The organism is Stutzerimonas stutzeri (genome assembly GCF_009789555.1).
Taxonomy (GTDB): Bacteria; Pseudomonadota; Gammaproteobacteria; order Pseudomonadales; family Pseudomonadaceae; genus Stutzerimonas; species Stutzerimonas stutzeri_R.
In genome coordinates this window covers 2,866,419-2,887,593 of the sequence record NZ_CP046902.1, presented here as the reverse complement: position 1 = coordinate 2,887,593, position 21,175 = coordinate 2,866,419, and the positions used below count along the sequence as shown (strand labels likewise).

The window sequence follows — 21,175 nt, the reverse complement described above, 5'->3', positions numbered from 1 at the left end:
CATTCTATATACCGCGCCGTCACACCTCCCGATGTAGCCGGACGACGATCCTGCCACAGCCGGCACGACTCTCTCCTCTCGCGCCATCGATGCTGCGATTCGCATCATCATCCTGGATGATATTCACATTCGCCTCGTTCGATTTCTGCATCGCGAAGCCGCCCTGCACACTCCCGCCATCGATAAAAACCCGAGTTGCGGAGTCAAGCATGGAACGTTCACTCAAAGCCTTGCGTTACCCCTTGGTCGCGGTTGCCGCTGCCCTCGTTGGGGCTTGCGGACAAGCGCCGGAAGCCACCGAAGCGGCGATGCCGGCCCCCACGGTCAGCGTGGCCGAGGTCATCGAACAGCAGGTCACCGAATGGGATGAGCTCACGGGCCGCCTGGAAGCACCGGAGTCGGTGGAGATTCGCCCGCGGGTGTCGGGCTTTATCGACAGGGTCGCCTTCGAGGAAGGCGCGCGGGTCAGCAAAGGCGATCTGTTGTTCCAGATCGACCCGAGGCCGTTCGAGGCACAGGTGAAACGCCTGCAAGCCGAGCTGCAACAAGCCCGCGCCACCCAGCAACGCACCGCCAGCGAAGCCCAGCGTGGTGAGCGGTTGCGGGCCAATAACGCCATCTCCGCGGAACTGGCCGATGCCCGTGTCAGCGCGGCGAGCGAGGCTAAATCAGCCGTTGCAGCCATCGAGGCGCAACTGGAAGCGGCCAGGCTGGATCTGAGCTTCACCCGCGTGACATCGCCCATCGCTGGCCAGGTCGGGCGCGCCCTGATCACCGCCGGCAACCTGGTCAACGCCGGCGAGGCCTTGCTGACCACCGTCGTGTCCACTGACAAGGTCTACGCCTACTTCGAAGCGGACGAACGTACCTACCTGAAGTACCGCGAGCTGGCGCGCAACGGCACGCGCGGCGAGGCGACGCCGGTCTATCTCGGCCTGTCCAGCGAGGACGGGCATCCCCACCTGGGCTACATGGACTTCATCGACAACCAGGTCGATCCGCGTACCGGCACCATACGGGGTCGCGCCGCCTTCGATAACCGTGAGGGCCGTTTCACGCCCGGGCTCTATGCACGGCTGAAACTGGTGGGCAGCGCGACCTATGAGGCCGTACTGATCAAGGACGTCGCCGTGGGAACCGATCTCGGCAAGAAATTCGTGCTGGTGCTCGGCGACGATGGCAAGGTCAACTACCGCTCGGTCGAACTGGGCCCCAAGCTCGAAGGCCTGCGCATCGTACGCAGCGGGCTGGGCGAAGGCGAAACCATCGTCGTAAACGGCCTGCAGCGGGTTCGCCCAGGCGCGACCGTCGAGCCACAAAATGTGCCCATGGCCGATGCCGACACCCTGGCCGCGTTGAAGGAACAGCATCGCGCCATCACCGCAGCCTTCAAGCCGCAGGTCGTTGAGCGCGGCGTGGCGCGCCGTCCGAACAGCTGAGCACACGCCTGGCCCCAGTCGACCGTGCGCCTCGGCGCACAACCCGAAACCGATTCCGTCAGGGTGCGTCATGCGCACCCTCAGACCCGGAGTGCGTCATGAATTTTTCGCAATTCTTCATCCTGCGGCCGATCTTCGCCGCGGTGCTGTCCCTGGTGATCCTCATCGGGGGTGCCATCTCGCTGTTCCAGTTGCCGATCAGCGAATACCCCGAAGTGGTGCCGCCCACGGTGGTCGTACGGGCCAACTTTCCGGGCGCCAACCCCAAGGTGATCGGTGAAACGGTTGCCTCGCCACTGGAACAGGCCATCACCGGCGTAGAGGGCATGCTCTACATGTCGTCACAGGCAACGGCCGATGGCAAGCTGACCCTGACCATCACCTTCGCCCTGGGGACTGACCTGGACAATGCCCAGGTTCAGGTACAGAACCGTGTGACCCGCACCATGCCAACGCTGCCCACCGAGGTGCAGCGCCTTGGTGTGACGGTGGACAAGGCATCGCCGGACCTCACCATGGTGGTGCACCTGACCTCGCCCGATGAGCGCTACGACATGCTGTATCTGTCGAACTACGCCGCGCTCAACGTCAAGGACGAGCTGGCGCGGCTGGACGGCATCGGCGATGTGCAGTTGTTCGGCATGGGCGACTATTCGCTGCGCGTCTGGCTCGACCCGAACAAAGTCGCTTCACGCAACCTCACCGCAACCGATGTGGTCAGCGCGATCCGCGAACAGAACCGCCAGGTCGCCGCCGGTTCGCTCGGCGCACCGCCTGCACCGGGTGCCACCGATTTCCAGCTGTCGATCAACACCCAGGGCCGCCTGGTCACCGAAGAAGAGTTCGAGAACATCGTCGTGCGGGCCGGCAACGACGGCGAGATCACTCGGCTGAAAGACATTGCCCGCATCGAGTTGGGCTCCAGCCAATACGCCTTGCGCTCGCTGCTCAACAACCAACCCGCGGTCGCCATCCCGGTGTTCCAGCGCCCCGGGTCCAACGCCATCGAGATTTCCGATTCGGTCAGGGCCCGTATGGCCGAGCTGAAGCGCGATTTCCCCGAGGGCGTGGACTACGAGATCGTCTATGACCCGACGATTTTCGTGCGCGGCTCCATCGAAGCGGTGGTCCACACCCTGCTCGAGGCCATCGTGCTGGTGGTGCTGGTGGTGATCCTCTTCCTGCAGACCTGGCGCGCCTCGATCATTCCGCTCGCCGCCGTTCCGGTATCACTGATCGGTACCTTTGCCGTGATGCACATGCTCGGTTTTTCGCTCAATGCGCTGTCGTTGTTCGGCCTGGTGCTGGCAATCGGGATCGTGGTGGACGATGCCATCGTCGTGGTGGAAAACGTCGAGCGCAATATCGGCCTGGGCAAGACGCCAGTCGAAGCGACCAAGCAGGCAATGAAGGAAGTGACCGGGCCTATCATCGCGACGGCGCTGGTGCTGTGCGCGGTGTTCATCCCGACCGCGTTCATTTCCGGCCTCACCGGACAGTTCTACCAGCAGTTCGCGCTGACCATCGCCATTTCGACGGTGATTTCGGCCTTCAACTCGCTGACCCTGTCGCCGGCCCTGGCCGCCGCGCTGCTGCGAGCCCACGATGCGCCGAAGGACGGCTTCTCGCGCGTGCTGGACAAACTGTTCGGCGGCTGGTTGTTCGCCCCCTTCAACCGCGCTTTCGAGCGTGCCAGCCATGGCTATGTCGGCGCGGTCAAACGCATCCTTCGCGGCAGCGGTATCGCGCTTGTGGTCTATGTCGGCCTGGTGGCGCTCGGCTACATGGGCTTTGCCAGTACACCGACAGGCTTCGTACCGCCGCAGGACAAGCAGTACCTGGTCGCCTTCGCGCAGCTACCGGATGCCGCCACCCTGGACCGCACCGAAGACGTGATCAAGCAGATGTCCGACATCGCCGGCAAGCACCCCGGCGTTGAAAACACCATCGCTTTTCCCGGCCTTTCGATCAACGGGTTCACCAACAGCCCGAACAGCGGCATCGTCTTCGTGGCGCTGAAAGACTTCGACCAGCGCAAGGAGGAAAACATGTCCGCCGGCGCCATTGCCGGCGAGCTGAACGGCCAGTTTGCGGGCATTCAGGAAGCCTATCTCGCGATCTTCCCGCCACCACCGGTACAAGGCCTGGGGACCATCGGCGGCTTCCGCGTACAGGTCCAGGATCGAGGCAACCTCGGTTACGAAGAACTGTACGCCCAGGTGCAGAACGTAATCGCCAAGAGCGCCGACTATCCGGAGTTGGCCGGATTGTTCACCAGCTATCAGGTCAACGTGCCGCAGGTGGATGCCGATATAGACCGCGAGAAGGCCAAGACCCATGGCGTGGCGATCGATCAGATCTTCGACACCATGCAGGTCTACCTCGGCTCGCTGTACGCGAACGACTTCAACCGCTTCGGCCGTACCTATCAGGTCAACGTTCAGGCCGAACAGCGGTTTCGCCTGTCGCCGGAACAGATCGGCCAGCTGAAGGTTCGCAATGACCGTGGCGAGATGGTTCCCCTGTCGACGTTCGTCAGGGTCAGCGACAGCGCCGGGCCCGATCGGGTGATGCATTACAACGGGTTCCTGACCGCCGAGATCAACGGCGCGGCGGCGCCAGGCTATAGCTCCGGCCAGGCCGAGGACGCCATGGAACGCCTGCTCAAGGCCGAATTGCCGAACGGAATGAGCTATGAATGGACCGAGCTGACCTACCAGCAGATCCTGGCCGGAAACACCGCGATGTTCGTCTTCCCGCTCTGCGTGCTGCTGGCCTTCCTCGTGCTGGCGGCTCAATACGAGAGCTGGAGTCTGCCGCTGGCGGTGATTCTGATCGTACCGATGACCCTGCTATCGGCCATCACCGGGGTGATTCTGTCCGGTGGCGACAACAACGTGTTCACTCAGATCGGCCTGATCGTGCTGGTGGGGCTGGCCTGCAAGAACGCCATCCTGATCGTCGAGTTCGCCAAGGACAAGCAGGAGGAAGGCATGGACCGGCTGACCGCGATACTGGAAGCCTGCCGGCTGCGGCTGCGCCCCATCCTGATGACCAGCTTCGCCTTCATCATGGGTGTGGTGCCACTGGTGCTGTCCAGCGGCGCCGGTGCGGAGATGCGCCATGCCATGGGGGTCGCGGTGTTCAGCGGGATGCTCGGCGTGACGTTCTTCGGTCTGCTGCTGACCCCGGTGTTCTATCTGGTGATTCGCGCTTTCGTCGAGAAGCGTGAAGCGAACAAGGCTGTACTGAAGGAGGCACATGCATGAAGGCCGTTATCACCACTCCGTTGTTGCTGGCGGCGCTCATGGCCTTGACCGCCTGCGCCGTCGGCCCGGACTATCGCGCGCCGCAAACGCAGCCCGCCCGGATCGAGCGGGCCAGTACCGCTGGCTTCGACCGCGCGCACTTCGAATCCGCCTGGTGGCGCCAGTTCGAAGACGCGACGCTCGATGCGCTGGTCGGTGAGGCATTGTCGGAAAACCGAGAGCTGCGCATCGCCTTCGCCAGGCTGCGCGCGGCGCGGTCGATTCGCGATGACGCGGCCAATGATCGCTTTCCAACCGTGACCGCCGGTGCCACTGCCGAGTATGGCAAGGCGCAGCAGCCGGGCTTCAGCGATGAGCGAAGCAGCATCGAACGCTACGACCTGGGCCTGGACATGGCATGGGAGCTGGACCTGTTCGGGCGCATCCAGCGGCGAATCGAATCGAGCGAGGCGCAGAGCGAGGCCGCGCAAGCCGAGCTTTACCAATTGCAGGTGAGCCTGATCGCCGAACTCGTCGATGCCTACGGCCAGCTGCGTGGCGCACAACTGCGTGAACGTATCGCTCGGCAGAATCTGGACAACCAACGTGACTCCCATCGACTGACCGAGCAGTTGCGCGACGCCGGCATGGGCAGCGAACTGGACGTGCTGCGCGCCGACGCCCGACTGGCGGCCACCGAGGCCAGCCTGCCCCTGTTGCAGGCGACACAGACCCGTGCCCGCAATCGAATCGCGACCCTCCTTGGCCAGCGTCCGGATCAGCTTAGCGTCGACCTGTCTTCACGGGCGCTGCCGGCAATCGCCAAGGCATTGCCAATCGGCGACCCCGGCGAACTGCTGCGACGGCGCCCAGACATTCTCGCGGCCGAACGGCAACTGGCGGCCGCGACTGCCGATGTCGGCGTGGCGACGGCGGATCTGTTTCCCCGGGTCAGCCTGTCGGGGTTCCTTGGATTCATCGCGGGCCGTGGCTCGCAGATTGGCTCCAGCGCCGCACAGGCCTGGGGCGCGGCGCCCAGTATCAGTTGGGCGGCGTTCGACATGGGCAGCGTACGCGCCCGGCTGCGCGGTGCCGAAGCGCAGGCCGAGGGCGCGCTGGCGAACTACGAGCAACAGGTATTGCTTGCGCTGGAGGAATCGGAGAATGCCTTCAGTGACTATGCACACGCCCAGGAGCGGTTGCTCTCATTGCTGCGTCAGTCCAATGCCAGCCGGGCCGCCGCACAACAGGCGCAGATCCGCTACCGCGAAGGCACCGTGGATTTCCTGGTGCTGCTCGATGCAGAGCGTGAACGCCTCGCCGCCGAGGACGCGCAGGCCGTGGCTGAAGTCGATCTGTACCGGGGTATCGTCGCCCTTTACAAGGCGCTGGGCGGCGGTTGGCAGCTCGCCAGCAGCTGATCGCTGGCAGCCCTGCGTCGCCAGCTCGACGCGCGGTTGCCGGGGCGAAGCGGGCAAAGTGTGATCCATGCCCGCTCCCGCTCATCCAATCGTGAATTTTTCGCGAAAGCGCTTCAGGTGGTTCGGCTTATTTGGCATAAGGTCCCGTTGAAGCTCAATCGCGTCTTCGGACGTCATGCCAACCAACCAAAATAAGAGCCTTTCAATGATCAAGCCGATCATCACCCTTGCAGGCCTGGTGCTCGCGTTAACCGCGACCGCCGTCGAAGCCGAACCGATAGTCATCAAGTTCTCCCATGTGGTCGCCGAAGACACGCCCAAGGGCAAAGGTGCCCTGCTGTTCAAACGTCTGGTCGAGGAGCGCTTGCCAGGCCAGGTGGCCGTCGAGGTCTACCCCAACTCCACGCTGTACGGCGACGCCAACGAACTGGAAGCCCTGAGCAACAACGACGTTCAACTGCTGGCACCGTCGCTGGCCAAGTTCGAGAAATACACCAAGCAGGTGCAGGTATTCGACCTGCCTTTCCTGTTCGACGACCTGGACGCCGTGAATCGCTTCCAGAAGCGCGCCAAGGGCCGCCAGCTTCTGCGCTCCATGGAGAAGGACAACATCACCGGCCTGGCCTACTGGCACAACGGCATGAAGCAATTATCGGCCACCCGGGCGTTGCGCCTGCCGAGCGATGCAGAGGGTCTGGCCTTCCGCATCCAGCCTTCGGCGGTGCTGGAGTCGCAGTTTGCCCAGGTGGGTGCGCCAACCAAGAAAATCGCCTTTGCCGATGTCTTCGCCTCGTTACAGAACGGCACCGTCCAGGGCGCCGAAAACCCCTGGTCGAACATCTACAGCAAGAAAATGCATACCGTGCAGCCGTATATCACCGAAAGCAATCACGGCGTGCTCGACTACATGCTGGTGAGCAACACGCGGTTCTGGTTCGGTATTCCACACAAGATTCGTACCGAGCTGGAGGGCATCATCGACGAGGTGACCTACGAGGTGAACCGCGCCGCTGAAGAAGCCAACCAAGCCGACCGGGAGCGCATCCGCAAGGCGGGCACCTCGACGCTGATCGAGCTGACGCCCGAAGAACGCGAAGCCTGGCGGGAAGCGATGAGACCGGTATGGAAGGAGTTCGAACCGGTCATCGGTGCCGACATCATCAAGGCCGCGCAGACGGTGAATCGCAAGCAGCGACCCTGATCGGCCGGCAGAGTAAAGCCCGAGCATGCTTGCTCCGGGCTTTCACTTGACCCAGCCCCTCATTAATGCGCAAAGCTCATAGCCGAAATCTGAATTCAGGCAGGGCGACATCCGCTGCCTTACCAACTGTCATACGGAATCCCGTACTTCTCGATATAGGCTTTGGACTCTGGCTTGAGTGGCAAAGCGTACATGCCGTTGGATCGCCCCCCATAAGGCCCGCGCTTCACCACCTCGCCCTCGACCCGCGCCACTTCGATCGGCTCCAGACATGGACCCAGTATCCAGGTCTTGGTGATGCCCCCGGGAGCCAGGCCAATGGTCACTATGTTGCGATAGTCAGTAATCCATTTATCGTCAGCTCGACAATAGGTTCTTTCCGGCTTGACCATTTCTTTTTGAATCGCCTCGGGAATCACGATATAGGCCTGATAGGTCTGCGGCTCCACCAGGGACTGCCAGCGCACATAGATCAGGCGGGGCAACGCTGCGCCGAATACATATTTGCCAGCCCCCCCCCCGGGACGCTCCGGCCAGCCGACCGGGGTCGGGATGCTCTCAAGGTTCTTCGGATGCTGTGTCGAGGCAATTCCACTCATGGCCCGGCGAAACACCCGGTCATTGACATCGACCACATCAGCGGTCTCGATCCACACCTGCATATAGTTCGGCGTTCCGAAACCGAGATACCAGGCCGGCACATCCTCGTAGGGCAGCTCGGAGCCGTTGGCACAGCCGCTCAGGCACAGGGCCAATAGCCATGGCCGTATCCATCCGAATCTAGGCATTGGGGTAGACCTTGCGCAGCGCATTCTTGGCCGGACGATTGATGAACAATATGTCCCGCTCAGGGTTGTTACTCGCGTTCCAGTTGGCGGACAGGTGAATATAGCGGCGGCGCAGCAGCGCCGCTTCTTCCGCCGTCAAATCGACTGTGGAGTCACCCAGCGCCTGTGCCCGTAATTTCTCGGAGATCGGCTGCAACTCCTCAGGCAGGGCGAAATCCGGGGTGTCGAGTATCGGCTCGAATGCCACCCCAGCGCGCACCGCCAGATCCCGCATGACACGCAGGTAGACCAGCGACAGTTCGCCACGCACTTCACGGATGCTACGAGCGGCTGCATACACCCGTTTTTGCGGGGGCAGATGATCGCGCCTGTCGTAGGGCTGATCTACTGACCAGGTATAAACCTCCATGCGTTGCACATAGTCCTGCAACAGAGGCATGTCCTGCTCCAGAAGCTGCCGGATACGCTGGTAGACTGCGGTGTCTTCTTCGGCGGTATTTCGGCTGACGAGGTTGCTGAGCGGCTTGTCGAGGAGGATCGTTTCCCGAACGACAGGCGGATAGCCGCCGCCAAGGTCCGAGTGCGCACCGGGGGCCTGGATGTCGTTGTCGGTCTTGACCAGCGGAAAGTTGTGCCGCCACTCGGTGTTGGCGACCAGGTGCACCACCTTGCGGGCACAACCGGGCGCCAGACGCAGCTCCAGACCGGGGTTGGCGGCATTGGCCGGGCTCAGATCACCGCTCCACGGGTCGAAGATGGCGGCCACGGTATCGAACAGCCCAATGAAGTTGAGTTCGAAATCCCGCTTGTGCCGCCAGGCGAAGCCGGCGTTGAGCAACGGCGAACCCGCTGGCAACACTTTGGCCAACAGACTGTCCGCGCCCTTGAGCAGATCGTTGGCGCAGTGGCGGGCAGCTGCCGCGCCCCGGCTGAAGCCGAACAGGTCGATCTCGATGCGCCGAATCTGGACATCGGGGTTATTCTCTTGCAGCAGTCGCAAAGCACGCATGACCAAGCCGGGTGCCTGCTCGACACGTGCCACCACCCCGGTAGCGCCCCGCCCTGTCGCCTTGCCATACAGCGAATCCGAACTACCGCTCAGGGTGCCAATCCCTTCGAGATAAACCTTGATGTGGGCTTTATCTGCATCCTTAGGCAAGGTGACAATACTGTCATCCGGGTAAAGACCATGCAGCCGCGCAATATTGGTGACGTGGTTGCCGTAGCTGTTGTCCGGCACATTGCCTTCGGCATCAAAACCATACTCGTCGCAGCGCTGGCGGATGTCCTTGGCCTCCTCCTCCGTCAACCCCACATCGCGGGCCCGGCAGCCCGCTGCGGCCTCACTGTTGGACTGGTTGTTGCCGGTACCGTCGAAGAACAGCCCCAGACGCAGGGTGATGCCGGTCAGTTCTTCTTCCTCTTCTTCCTCCTCCTGCAGACCATGGCTTTCCGTTTGCGGGGCGGCCTGCTGCGAGCCGACAGGCGCTGCCTGCGGTGAGGCAAACGGCGCACCAGCCCGGCTCGCCGGGCTGTCACCGAGCGTCTGGTAACGCAACGTCTGGTTGGCGACCAGCCGTGGCGGCGGGCTGCACTTGCACAGGCAGAGATCACCTTCCAGCGCGGCCAGCCGCCCTTCGAAGGTTTCCTGAAGCCGTGGGCCGGTGCAGGCGATGGTGCCCGTGGCCCCGCACGCCGGGCAGGCGACCGTGTCGCCTTCGCGTGCCAGATGCTTGCCGTTGAGGGTGCTACGTTCCCAACCGGTGACTACGCTGCCGCCTGCGGTAGTCGGTGAGCCAACCGTGATGTGGTAGCGCCTCATGCCGGGCCTCCCACCATCACGGTCCATGCACCACTGCGAATGGGCGTTTCGCCCTGTCCAATTATGGGGCGCACGTCATGGGCCCCCGGTGAACGATGGGGATGCCAGCCATACCAATCTCCTTTTCGGTATTTGAACTGGAACCTTGCTGCACGCGTGTTGGCGAGCGCAAACGGCGCACCGCTTTTTTATGGACTGGTTCTCAGCTATGGGCCTCGCCCGCCCGACATCAGACGCAGCCGCCTAATCGTAAGGCCGCGCTTATTGCTGAACCGGTTCAGCGTCCTCCAGCTGTTCGACGTTCCATCCTCCGCCCAGGGCCGTGATGAGCTGCACGCTGGCGGTCAGTCGGTCACCCAGCAAGGCGAGGTTGGTGCGCTCGTTGTTCAGCGCAGTGGTTTGCACCGTCGCCACACTGAGGAAGTCCACGGTGCCCGCGCGATACTGGTTCTCGATCAGGCGCAGCGACTCTTGCGCCGCCTCCAGCGCTTCGCGCTGCACCACCGCCTCTTCGGCCAGGACGCGCAGCTGCACGAGGTTGTCTTCGACCTCGCGGAAGCTGTCGAGAACCGTCTGCCGATAGGTCGCCACGGTTTGGTCGTAGAGGGCTTCGGCCTGTTCCAGCTCTGCCCGCCGAGCGCCGAAGTCGAGCAGGGTCAGTGCGAGCTGAGGGCCCAGGGACCAGAAGCGATTCGGTACGCTGATCAAATCGCTGAAGCTGCTGTTGCGGTAGCCGCCTCCGGCGCTCAGGGTCAGGTCCGGGTACCAGGCCGCTTCAGCCACGCCAATCCGTGCATTGGCGGCCATTACCTGTCGCTCGGCAGAAGCGATGTCCGGACGGCGCTCCAGCAACTGCGACGGCAGCGCCAGCGGCACCTCGGGCAGTCGAGGAATATCGCCACGCTCGGCGATGTCCAGGGCCGAGGGCGGCACCCCGACCAGCACCGCGATGGCGTGCTCCATCTGCGCCCGCTGCCAGCGCAGGTCGATCGCCTGGGCCTGAGTGCTTTTCAACTGGGTCAACGCCTGGCTGACGTCCGACCTGGGCACGATGCCCGCCTGGTATTGGTTTTCCGTCAGGCGCAGCGAGCGTGCGAACGCCTCCACCGTCTGATCCAGCAGGCGCTGCTGCTCATCCATCACGCGCAGTTGCAGGTAGGTCTGCACCAGTTCGGACTGCAGGCTCAAGCGAACCGCTGCCAGGTCCGCCGCGCTCGCCTGCATGTCGGCGCGATTGGCTTGCAGATTGCGCCGCAGCCGGCCCCAGATGTCCAGCTCCCAGGATGCATCGAGCCCGACTTCATAGCTTTCGCTGACCCCGCTACCGAAGGTGTTCTGCGTGCCGTCGGTCGACCGGCCCTGCCCTCCACGGGAAACGCCGCCGCTGGCCCCGACCACGGGAAACAGTTGCGAGCGCGCGCCGCGCACTAACGCGCGCGCCTGCCGATACTGCGCCTCGGCCGCGGCCAGGTTCTGGTTGGACACATTCAGCCGCTCGACCAGGGCGTTCAGTTCGGCATCGCCATAGAGCGTCCACCACGCGCCACGCTGCGATACGTCCGAAGGGGTTGCGCTCTTCCAGCCTTCGGCCTGTTTGAACGCGGCGGAAGTCGGCAGATCCGGGCGCTGATAATCGGGGCCAAGGGTGCAGGCGCCCAATGAAAACGCCATGACCAGCAAGGCCAGCGGGCGCGCGGAATACTTCAGACACAACAAGCTCATAACGGATTTTCCAGGGCGGCGTCGGTGCGTACACCGCGCCAGCGGTTGAAACGATGACGTGCCCGGTCCAGGTACAGGTAGACCACCGGCGTCGTGTAAAGCGTGAGAATCTGGCTGAGCACCAGCCCCCCGATGATGCTCAGGCCCAGCGGCTGGCGCATCTCGGCGCCCTCCGCCCCGCCCATCAGCAATGGCAGCGCACCGAGGATGGCCGCCATGGTGGTCATCAGGATCGGACGGAAACGCAGCAGGCAGGCGCGACGGATCGACTCTGGCGGAGACAGCCCGTCGTTGCGCTCGAACTGCAGGGCCAGATCGATCATCAGGATTGCGTTCTTTTTCACTACGCCGATCAGCAGGAACAGCCCAAGCAGGGAAATCAGGCTGAACTGTTCCCCGGTCAGGATGATCGCCAGCAACGCACCGACACCGGCCGAAGGCAAGGTGGACAGAATCGTCAACGGATGGATGTAGCTCTCGTAAAGGATGCCGAGCACGATGTAGACCAGAACCAATGCACCGAGGATCATCAACGGCTGGCCTTGCTGGGTGGACTGAAACACGTCGCCAGTGCCGCCCAGGCGTCCCTGGACCTCGCTGGGCATGCCGATGGCCGCCACCGCGCGCTCGATGGCCCGTGTCGCCTGGTCCAGGCTGACATCCGGCGCCAGGTCGAAGTCGATGTTCTCCGCAGCGAACTGGCCATCGTGACTGACCCGGTCTTCTTCGAGGCTGCGTTCGTAGCGGGCGAAGGCGGCCAGCGGAACACGGCGACCATCGCCGGTGATCACCTGGATCTGCTCCAGCACCTCGGGATGCTGGGCGTAACTCGGGTCGATCTCCATCACGACCCGATACTGGTTGAGCGACTCGTAGATGGTGGATATCTGGCGCTGGCTGAAGGCGTTGTTGAGCAGCGTGGTGACGGTGCTCATGTCGATACCCAGCCGCTTGGCCGCGTCGCGGTCGATCTTCAGGCTGATCTGTTGCGCGCCCTCGCCCTCGTTGGCATCGATGCTGGTCAGCTCGGGCAAGGCCATCAACGCACGGGTGACCTGCGGCACCCAGGTCCTCAGATCGGCGAGGTCGCTGGCCAGCAGGTTGTAGGAGTACGCCGAGCTGCTCTGGCGACCGCCCCCGAACTGCAGGTCCTGATCAGCCATGAGGAACATGCGCCCACCTGGCACCTTCGGCTGGTTCTTGCGAATACGCTCGATCACTTTCTGCGCCGAGATCTTGCGCTCGGCCAGTGGCTTGAGCCGCACGATCATGAAGGCGTTATTGATCCCGCCCTGCCCGCCGATGAAGCCCGCCACGCTCTCGACTGCCGGATCGGCCAGCACCGCCTTGCGGAAGGCTTCCATCTTTGGCTGCATGACCTGGAACGACAGCCCGTCGTCGCCGCGGATGAAACCGGTCAGTTGGCCGGTGTCCTGCTGCGGAAGAAAGGTCTTGGGGACTTCGATATAGAGAAAGACATTGAGCCCTATCGTCGCCAGGAGCGTGAACAGCGTGATGCGGTGATGGCGCAATGCCCACCCGAGGGAACGGTCGTAGTGGCGCAACAGCCATTGGTGAGCCTGGTGGCTCCAGCGGTACAGACGCCCATCGTGTTCGGGCTGGTGGGGCTTGAGCCAGCGCGCGCACAGCATCGGCGTCAGCGTCAGCGACACCAGCAGCGAGACCAGGATGGCGGCGGCCAGGGTAATCGAGAACTCGCGGAACAGCCGCTCGACGATACCGCCCATGAACAGGATCGAGACGAATACCACGACCAGCGAAAGGTTCATCGAAAGCAGCGTGAAGCCCACCTCGCGGGTGCCGAGATAGGCGGCACGCACGGGCGAAACGCCTTCGTCGATGTGCCGCGCGATGTTTTCCAGCACCACGATAGCGTCATCCACCACCAGCCCGGCCGCCAGGATAAGCGCCATCAGCGACAGCACATTGAGCGAGAAGCCGAACAGGTACATCACCGCGAACGTACCGACGAGCGAAACCGGGACCGCCAGCGCCGGGATCAGCGCCGTGCGCAGCCGACCGAGGAACAGGAAGACCAGCACGATCACCAGCCCCACCGCGATCAGCAGGGTCCGCTCGGCCTCGTGAAGCGTCGCACGGATGACCGGCGAACGGTCCATCGCCACTGCCATATCGACGCTGCCCGGCACGATGGCCTGCAACGCCGGCAGTTCGTTGCGAATCCCCTCGATGGTTTCGATGATGTTGGCGCCGGCCTGTCGGTTGATCACCAGCAGCACGGCACGTTCGTTGTTGAAAAAGCCGTCGTTGTAGCGATCCTCGACGCCGTCACGCACCTTGGCGACGTCGCTCAGACGCAGCGCCGCACCGTCCTGGTAGCGGATAATCAACGGCAGGTAATCGGCTGCCTCGTGCAGCTGGTCGTTGGCCTGCACCTGCCAGTGACGATCGTCATCCTCGACCATGCCTTTGGGACGCCGCACGTTGGCGGAGGCGATGGTCTCGCGTACCTCGTCCAGCGAGACGCCGTACTGTTCGAGCTGTTGCGGCTGGAGCTCGACGCGCACCGCCGGCAGCGAGCTGCCGCCGACCTGCACCTCGCCGACACCCGGAACCTGCGACAGCTTCTGCGCCAGTACGGTGGAACCGATGTCGTAGAGCTGGCCCTTGTCGAGCACTTCGGAGGTCAGCGACAGCACCATGATCGGCGCCTGCGCCGGGTTGATCTTGCGATAGGTCGGCATGCTGCGCATGCCGCTGGGCAGCAGATTGCGCGACGCATTGATTGCCGCCTGCACATCCCTGGCGGCACCGTTGATCTCGCGGTCGAGGTCGAACTGGATGATGATCCGCGTCGAACCCTGGCTGCTGCGACTGCTCATCTGGCTCACGCCGGCAATGCTGCCGAGCGAGCGCTCCAGTGGCGTCGCCACGCTGGAGGCCATGATCTCCGGACTCGCACCCGGCAGGCTGGCCTGCACCGTGATGACCGGAAAATCCATGTTCGGCAGCGGCGACACCGGCAACAGGCCGAAGCTGACCCCACCGAGCAGCAGGATCGCCAGGCTCAGCAGCATGGTTGCCACGGGACGGGCGATGAAAGGAGCCGACAGATTCATGGCTGCAAGCCAGCAATGCGAACAGAGAACCTGAAAGCCCCGGCGCATGTACCTGATCGGCCACGCTCAGGACGCAGGGCGGTATCCAGCGCGATCATCCGGGGCAGCCTCGTCACCCGGCTCGCCATCGTTCGAACAGGGCCGGTCATGCGAGCGACTCCTGCTCTGCCACATCCTTGCGCCGGAAGCGCCGCCCCAGGCGATCGAAAAACAGATAGATCACCGGCGTGGTGAACAGTGTCAGCAACTGGCTGAGCAATAGCCCGCCGACCAGCACCAGCCCCAACGGCTGGCGCAACTCGGCACCCGAACCGGACGCCAGCATCAGCGGTACCGCACCGAAGAGTGCAGCCAGGGTCGTCATCAGAATCGGACGGAAGCGCAACAGCGCCGCTCGATAGATCGCGTCCTGCGGGCTCATGCCCTGGTGGCGCTCGGCTTCCAGGGCAAAGTCGATCATCATGATCGCGTTCTTCTTGACGATGCCGATCAGCAGGATGATCCCGATGATGGCGATCAGTCCGAGGTCATTGCCGGTCAGCAACAGCGCGAGCAAGGCACCGACCGCCGCCGATGGGAGCGTCGACAGGATCGTGATCGGATGGATGTAGCTCTCGTAGAGTACGCCGAGCACGATATACATGGTCACCACGGCCGCCAGGATCAGCAGCAAGGTGCTCGACAGCGACGCGCGGAACGCCTCGGCGGCGCCCTGGAAGCGGCTCTGGATACCGGCTGGCAGGCCGATCTCGGCCTCGACCGCTTCGATGACTTCAACCGCCCTGCCCAACGACACCTCGTCAGCCAGGTTGAATGACAGCATCACGGCCGGAAATTGCCCGATGTGGTTGATCAGCAAGGGCGCGTTGCGCTGCTCCAGCGTGGCCAGGCTCGACAGCCGCACCGGCGTGCCGCCCTCGCTCTGCACGAACAACTGTTCCAGCGCCTGCGGTCCGATGCGGTTGCCCGCTTGTGCTTCGAGTACCACGCGATACTGGCTGGCCTGGGTGAAGATGGTCGAAATCTGCCGCTGACCGAAGGCGTCGTACAGCGCATCGGTGATCGCCGATATCTCGATACCCAGCCGTGCCGCCGCATCGCGATCGATATCCAGGTAGATCTGCAGACCATCGCTTTGCAGATCGCTGGCGACATCGGTCAGTTCGGGACGTTCGCGCAAGGCCGCGACCAGTCTTGGCGTCCACTCTTTCAGCAATTCGCTGTCCGGCGATTCGAGACTGAACTGGAATTGCGTGCGGCTGACCCGGTCTTCGATGGACAGATCCTGCACCGGCTGCATGTACAGATCGATGCCCGGCAGTTTCGCCAGCTCAGGCCGCAGGCGGTCGATGACCTGGCTCGCCGTGACGTCACGCTGATCATGTGGTTTGAGGTTGATCAGCAGGCGACCGCTGTTGAGGGTGACGTTGTCACCGTCGACACCGATGTAGGACGACAGGCTGGTCACCGCGGGATCGGCAAGGATCACGCGAGACAACGATTGCTGCCGCTCGCTCATCTCGCGGAAGGAGATCGATTGCGGCGCTTCGCTGATGCCCTGGATCACGCCGGTGTCCTGCACCGGAAAGAAGCCTTTCGGCACGGCGAGGTACAACACCACGGTCAGGCCCAGCGTCGCCACGGCCACCAGCAAGGTCAGCCGCTGATGATTCAGCACCCAGCTCAGCCAGTTCGCGTACTGGGCAATAAGCCGCTCGACCCAGTCCGGCTTGGATTTTTCCACCGTAGCGGGCTTGAGCAACTTGGCGCACATCATCGGCGTCAGCGTCAGCGATACCACCAGCGAAATCAGGATCGCAACGGCCAGGGTGATGGCGAACTCGCGGAACAGCCGCCCCACCACGTCCTGCATGAACAACAGGGGAATCAAAACCGCGATCAGCGACAGCGTCAACGAAATCAGCGTGAAGCCGATCTGCTTGGCGCCCTTGAGGGCAGCCTGTAGTGGCGTCTCACCCTCTTCCACGTGGCGGGCGATGTTTTCGAGCATGACGATGGCGTCATCGACCACGAAGCCGGTTGCGATGGTCAGCGCCATCAGCGTCAGGTTGTTCAGCGAAAAACCGGCCAGGTGCATCACTGCAAAGGTGCCGATGAGTGACAGGGGCACCGCGATGGACGGAATGATCGTCGCCGACAGCCGCTTGAGGAACACGAAGGTGACCATGACCACAAGAAAGGTGGCCATCAGCAATTCATGCTGCACATCGGTGATCGCGGCGCGGATAGTCTGCGTACGGTCGGTGAGCACCACCACGTCGAGACCGGCCGGCATGCTGGCCGTGACCTCGGGAAGCAGCGCCTGGATGCGTTCGACCACCTCGATCACGTTGGCGCCTGGCTGGCGCTGGATATTCAGCAATACGGCCTGGCTTTGATTGGCCCAGGCCGCGAGGCGCTCGTTTTCGGCGCCATCGATGATATCGGCAACATCCCTGAGCCGCAGTGTCGCCCCGTCTTCGTAAGCCAGTATGAGCGCTGCGTATTCCTCCGGCGTTTTCAGCTGATCGTTGGCATCGAGCATCGACACGCGCGTGGGGCCATCGAAGTTGCCTTTGGGCTGATTGACGTTGGAACTGGTGATCAACGAGCGAACATCGGCAAGCGACAATCCATAGGCCGCAAGCGCCTCCGGATTCACCCGAATGCGTACCGCGGGGCGCTGGCCGCCGGCGATGCTGACCATGCCCACGCCGCTGATCTGCGCCAGTTTCTGCGCCATACGCGTGTCGACCAGATCGTGCAGTTCAGGCAGGGCGAGGCTTTCCGAGGTCACCGCCAGCGTCATTACCGGCGTGTCCGCGGGGTTGACCTTGTTATACACAGGCGGCGCCGGCAGATCGCCGGGCAGTAGGTTGTCCGCCGCGTTGATCGCCGCTTGCACCTCCTGCTCGGCCACGTCCAGCGCGACATCGAGGGAGAAACGCAGGGTAATCACCGAAGCGCCGCCCGAACTGGTCGAGGACATCTGGGTCAAGCCGGGCATCTGCCCGAACTGCCGCTCCAGCGGCGCGGTCACCGCGCTGGTCATGACCTCCGGACTCGCGCCGGGATAGAGCGTCATGACCCGGATGGTCGGATAATCCACCTGCGGCAGCGCCGAGACCGGCAGCATGCGATAGGCGATCAAGCCGGCCAGCAGGATGGCAATCATCGTCAGGGTGGTCGCTACCGGCCGGAGGATGAACAGCCGCGACATGTTCATTGCGCCGAACGCTCCTGCGCGCTTTGTGGATCGATTTTCGGGTTTTCGGCGGCTTCTTCGGCGAGCGTCTGGCGGTCGACCACTTCTACTTCGCTGCCGTCGCGCAGACGATCGGTGCCTTCCATGACGATCCGTTCGCCGGCGCTCAACCCTTGGGCGACGACAGTCATTTCACCGTTGCTCGGCCCCACTTCCAGTACCCGCAGCTCGACTTTGGAGTCGTCGCCAACCACATAGGCGTAGTTGCCGCGCGAACCGAACTGCAGCGCCGCCGAAGGGATCAGGGTCGCCTCCTCCAGCGTCTGCACGCGAAGACGGATGTTGACGAACTGGTTGGGAAGCAGCAGCTCTGCCTCGTTATCGAAGCGCGCCTTCATTTTCAGCGTGCCGGTGGTCGGGTCGATCAGATTGTCGAGGCTCTCCAGGACCCCTTCACCGAAGAGCATGCGCTCGCCACGATCCCAGGCCTGCACCGACAGCTCATCACCGCGACGGAAACGGGAAATGACCGGCGGCAGCTCGCTTTCAGGCAGTGTGAAGCTGATCGCCATGGGTTGGGTCTGGGTGATGACGACCAGCGGCGTGGCGTCGTTGGCGGCGACCAGGTTGCCCTGGTCCAACTGGCGCAGGCCGACCCGTCCATCGATGGGCGCACGAATCTGCGTAAATTGCAGGTTCAGCTTGGCCTCGTTGACCGCCGCCTGGTTCGACGCCAGCGTGCCCTGGTACTGATTGACCAGGGCCTGCTGCGTGTCGAGGGTCTGCTTGGCGATGCTGTCGTCGGCGAACAGTCCTCGATAGCGTTTGAGGTCCACCTGCGCATTTTCAAGCAGCGCACGGTTCTGCTTGAGCGTACCTTCTGCCTGCTGCAGCGCCACCTCATAGGGACGAGGGTCGATGACCGCGAGCAGGTCGCCCGCCTTGACCCGCTGACCTTCCTCGAAGCGCACCTCGACCAGCTCCCCGGCTACCCGGCTGCGAACGTTCACGGTGTTCAGCGGCGTAACGGTACCGAGCGCCTTGGCGTAAACGTCGAATCGGCCTTTCTCGACCGTGGCCACTCGCACCGGCGTCGGGCCGCCGAACGCACCGAAGGCCGGGCGCCCTCCGCGCTGTTGTTGCGGTTGCTCGGTTGCAGTTGGCCACAACCACCAGAGCAGTAGCGCGACCACGATGATTACGCCGCCGATGATGAGCCAGCGCCGCATCGAGCCGGCAGAAGAAGTGTTTGCCTCGGACATGTACTGGGTTCGCCTGGAAATGAGCGTGAACCATAAGCAGTCGCGCCCCGCTCGCAAAGTGGATTTACGGCATTTTTACGTATCCGGCCGTGTCCGGCCCGAATTACATCGCCAAACCTGCGAACCAGGACTCAGGAACCATGCTTGAGCCGTCCAGTCTATGTATCGTTCGACAGGCCGCTGACGTACATCGCACCGGGCAATGGCCCTGACGATCCACCGCATCCGGTCGATATGCCGCTTTCATCAGGCCACCCGATAATGGCCTGTACAGGATCAAGGAATGAACGCATCACTGGTTATCCTGGCACTGACCGTCGCCAGCTTTCTTCTCGGTTTTCTACGCGACCTGTTCATCGCCAAGGCCTTCGGCCTGAGCTGGGAAGCAGACCTGATTTTCGTCGCGCTGATTCTGCCGATGTTCTTCGAAAACTTCCTCGGCCTCGCCCTGCGCGATGCGATGATTCCGTACCTGCAAAAGCTGCGCAGCCAATCCCAGGCGTTGTTCGAAACCGTGAGCCGCTGGCTTTACTGGCGTGTCATGCTCATGGGCGCCGCGGTCAGCGCCGTTGCCATCGTTGCAAGCTACTGGCTCCTTACCTTGCTGGCGCCCGGCTGGACCGACGCTCAGGTCGCCTCGGGGCAACTGGTGTTCTGCGTAGGCGCGGCGCTCATCGCCGTCCAGGCGGTCCTGTACTGCCAGGGCGCGCTGTTGAACATGGATGAGGTGTTCATCCTGCCGATGACGCGAACCGTGCTGCTCAACGCCGGGGCGATCATTGCCATCCTGCTGTTCCAGCCCACGGGTATGGTGATCTTCATCGGCATGTTGCTGCCTCAGCTGGGACTGATCGTCGCGCAACATCGACGCATCGCTTATCTTCGCGGCGAGAAACAGGCCGAGACCCGCGGACACGCCGGCGGCTTCGGCCTCGCGTTCGCGCCGGTGCTGCTGGCCGCCGGCGCACAGCAGGGCTGCATCCTGGCCGAGCGGATGTTCGCGTCCTATCTCGACGAAGGCAGCATCACCATGCTGTCCTTCGCGTTTCGCATCGTCACCATTCCGCTGACCCTTTATGCACTGTCGGTGCTGTCGGTGCTCTTCCCTCGATTCGTCTCCAGCTGGAACGATATCGACTTCATCGGCCACGCCGCGGTGATACGCAAGGGATTGCTGGCGACGCTGCTGTTCCTGGTGCCGGCGGCGGTAGTGCTCTGTTCGTTTCCGCAGACGGTGGTGGCGGTTCTGCTGGAAAGGGGTCAGTTCGGCGCGCCGCAGACCCAGGCCACGGCGTCGCTGGTGGTGCTGTATGCGGCCGGGCTACCGGCAATGGGGTTGGCGCTGCTCTGGGGCCGCGCCCTGCTCGCCCAGCATCAGTCTCGATTGTTTCTGGCGATCACGCTGGTCAGTTCAGCGCTGACCATCGGCCTCGATGCGCTGCTCTACGGCCCGTACGGCGCCGAGGGCCTGGCCTTCGCATTCTCCGCTGGCGCGTCGCTGCAGGCGCTGTTCATGGGCCTTTACGTCTACCGCGCCTCGCCAACCGGGCTGGCGCCAGGGATTCTTCTACGCTGGATCGCCACAGCTGCCGCAATCGCCACGGTGCTGCATTGGCTACCAGCGCCTGATGGCCTGCTCCAGTTGGGCGTGTACATCGTCCTGGTGCTTTGCGCCTTTGCGCTGGGCGTGTTGTTGCTGGGCGAACGGGACCTGTTCAGACCCGCCTACTGGTCCATGAAAAAAGCCTGATTCTGGCCATTGCCGTGCCCGGGCCGTGTGTTCTCGCGCGTAGCGCGCTGGCCGAACGATACGGCCGCGCGGGCGAAACAACCGCCCGGGTCGCCGGCCCGACCTGAATCCCCTTCTGCACCGCTCAAGCGCGCCACGCCCCGGCATTCGCTTGCGTCTACCGAAAGCCGCTCAGGGTCCGTCTGACCTGCTTCGAAAATCAGACTCCAGGGCAAA

12 protein-coding genes are annotated in these 21,175 nt (G+C 63.2%); 5 read left to right on the top strand and 7 right to left on the bottom strand.

Annotated features, from left to right (window positions below; translation table 11 throughout):
- Positions 1-19 precede the first annotated feature (19 nt).
- Positions 20-211 (bottom strand): hypothetical protein, encoded by a 192-nt coding sequence (locus GQA94_RS13370; protein ID WP_158188485.1) that lies wholly within the window; start codon positions 209-211, stop codon positions 20-22.
- Here GQA94_RS13370 and GQA94_RS13365 point away from each other — a divergent pair.
- From GQA94_RS13365 to GQA94_RS13350, 4 genes are all read left to right on the top strand, one after another.
- The gene (locus tag GQA94_RS13365; protein WP_158188484.1) at positions 210-1,439 is read left to right on the top strand and encodes an efflux RND transporter periplasmic adaptor subunit; all 1,230 of its coding nucleotides are present in this window, start codon (positions 210-212) and stop codon (positions 1,437-1,439) included. The genes GQA94_RS13370 and GQA94_RS13365 overlap by 2 nt on opposite strands.
- A 98-nt stretch (positions 1,440-1,537) precedes the next feature.
- A complete protein-coding gene (locus tag GQA94_RS13360; protein ID WP_158188483.1) occupies positions 1,538-4,708 on the top strand; it encodes an efflux RND transporter permease subunit in 3,171 nt (1,056 codons plus the stop codon).
- Complete coding sequence (locus GQA94_RS13355) at positions 4,705-6,108, top strand: efflux transporter outer membrane subunit (RefSeq protein WP_158188482.1); 1,404 nt, start codon at positions 4,705-4,707, stop codon at positions 6,106-6,108. Before GQA94_RS13360 ends, GQA94_RS13355 begins: the two co-directional genes overlap by 4 nt.
- A 208-nt stretch (positions 6,109-6,316) precedes the next feature.
- Complete coding sequence (locus tag GQA94_RS13350; protein ID WP_158190109.1) at positions 6,317-7,309, top strand: TRAP transporter substrate-binding protein; 993 nt, start codon at positions 6,317-6,319, stop codon at positions 7,307-7,309.
- A 119-nt stretch (positions 7,310-7,428) separates the two neighbouring features.
- Here the strand turns inward: GQA94_RS13350 and GQA94_RS13345 are convergent, their stop codons facing one another.
- The 6 genes from GQA94_RS13345 to GQA94_RS13320 form a co-directional block, all read right to left on the bottom strand.
- On the bottom strand, positions 7,429-8,097 hold the full coding sequence (locus GQA94_RS13345) for a DUF2931 family protein (protein ID WP_158188481.1): 669 nt from the start codon (positions 8,095-8,097) through the stop codon (positions 7,429-7,431).
- Positions 8,090-9,919, bottom strand: coding sequence for a PAAR domain-containing protein (locus GQA94_RS13340; protein ID WP_158188480.1), 1,830 nt, complete (start codon positions 9,917-9,919; stop codon positions 8,090-8,092). Before GQA94_RS13340 ends, GQA94_RS13345 begins: the two co-directional genes overlap by 8 nt.
- 261 nt (positions 9,920-10,180) lie before the next feature.
- Positions 10,181-11,641 carry an efflux transporter outer membrane subunit gene (locus GQA94_RS13335; protein ID WP_158188479.1) on the bottom strand — a complete coding sequence of 487 codons (1,461 nt, stop codon included), beginning with the start codon at positions 11,639-11,641 and terminating at the stop codon, positions 10,181-10,183.
- Entirely contained in the window at positions 11,638-14,742 is a 3,105-nt protein-coding gene (locus GQA94_RS13330; RefSeq protein WP_158188478.1) for an efflux RND transporter permease subunit, read from the bottom strand. Before GQA94_RS13330 ends, GQA94_RS13335 begins: the two co-directional genes overlap by 4 nt.
- 145 nt (positions 14,743-14,887) lie before the next feature.
- On the bottom strand, positions 14,888-17,968 hold the full coding sequence (locus tag GQA94_RS13325) for an MdtB/MuxB family multidrug efflux RND transporter permease subunit (protein ID WP_158188477.1): 3,081 nt from the start codon (positions 17,966-17,968) through the stop codon (positions 14,888-14,890).
- Positions 17,965-19,209 carry an MdtA/MuxA family multidrug efflux RND transporter periplasmic adaptor subunit gene (locus tag GQA94_RS13320; RefSeq protein WP_158188476.1) on the bottom strand — a complete coding sequence of 415 codons (1,245 nt, stop codon included), beginning with the start codon at positions 19,207-19,209 and terminating at the stop codon, positions 17,965-17,967. The genes GQA94_RS13325 and GQA94_RS13320 overlap by 4 nt, the downstream gene beginning before the upstream one ends.
- Before the next feature lie 283 nt (positions 19,210-19,492).
- Between GQA94_RS13320 and GQA94_RS13315 the strand changes: the two genes are divergently transcribed.
- The gene (locus GQA94_RS13315) at positions 19,493-20,959 is read left to right on the top strand and encodes a lipid II flippase MurJ (protein ID WP_158188475.1); all 1,467 of its coding nucleotides are present in this window, start codon (positions 19,493-19,495) and stop codon (positions 20,957-20,959) included.
- Positions 20,960-21,175 lie beyond the last annotated feature (216 nt).

Excerpts from the sequence above, each read along its gene's own strand:
- GQA94_RS13315 (WP_158188475.1), top strand. The coding sequence starts at position 19,493 with ATGAACGCATCACTGGTTATCCTGGCACTGACCGTCGCCAGCTTTCTT.
- GQA94_RS13370 (WP_158188485.1), bottom strand. The coding sequence starts at position 211 with ATGCTTGACTCCGCAACTCGGGTTTTTATCGATGGCGGGAGTGTGCAG.
- GQA94_RS13325 (WP_158188477.1), bottom strand. The coding sequence starts at position 17,968 with ATGAACATGTCGCGGCTGTTCATCCTCCGGCCGGTAGCGACCACCCTG.
- GQA94_RS13340 (WP_158188480.1), bottom strand. The coding sequence starts at position 9,919 with ATGAGGCGCTACCACATCACGGTTGGCTCACCGACTACCGCAGGCGGC.
- GQA94_RS13360 (WP_158188483.1), top strand. The coding sequence starts at position 1,538 with ATGAATTTTTCGCAATTCTTCATCCTGCGGCCGATCTTCGCCGCGGTG.
- GQA94_RS13335 (WP_158188479.1), bottom strand. The coding sequence starts at position 11,641 with ATGAGCTTGTTGTGTCTGAAGTATTCCGCGCGCCCGCTGGCCTTGCTG.
- GQA94_RS13320 (WP_158188476.1), bottom strand. The coding sequence starts at position 19,209 with ATGTCCGAGGCAAACACTTCTTCTGCCGGCTCGATGCGGCGCTGGCTC.
- GQA94_RS13365 (WP_158188484.1), top strand. The coding sequence starts at position 210 with ATGGAACGTTCACTCAAAGCCTTGCGTTACCCCTTGGTCGCGGTTGCC.
- GQA94_RS13355 (WP_158188482.1), top strand. The coding sequence starts at position 4,705 with ATGAAGGCCGTTATCACCACTCCGTTGTTGCTGGCGGCGCTCATGGCC.
- GQA94_RS13345 (WP_158188481.1), bottom strand. The coding sequence starts at position 8,097 with ATGCCTAGATTCGGATGGATACGGCCATGGCTATTGGCCCTGTGCCTG.
- GQA94_RS13330 (WP_158188478.1), bottom strand. The coding sequence starts at position 14,742 with ATGAATCTGTCGGCTCCTTTCATCGCCCGTCCCGTGGCAACCATGCTG.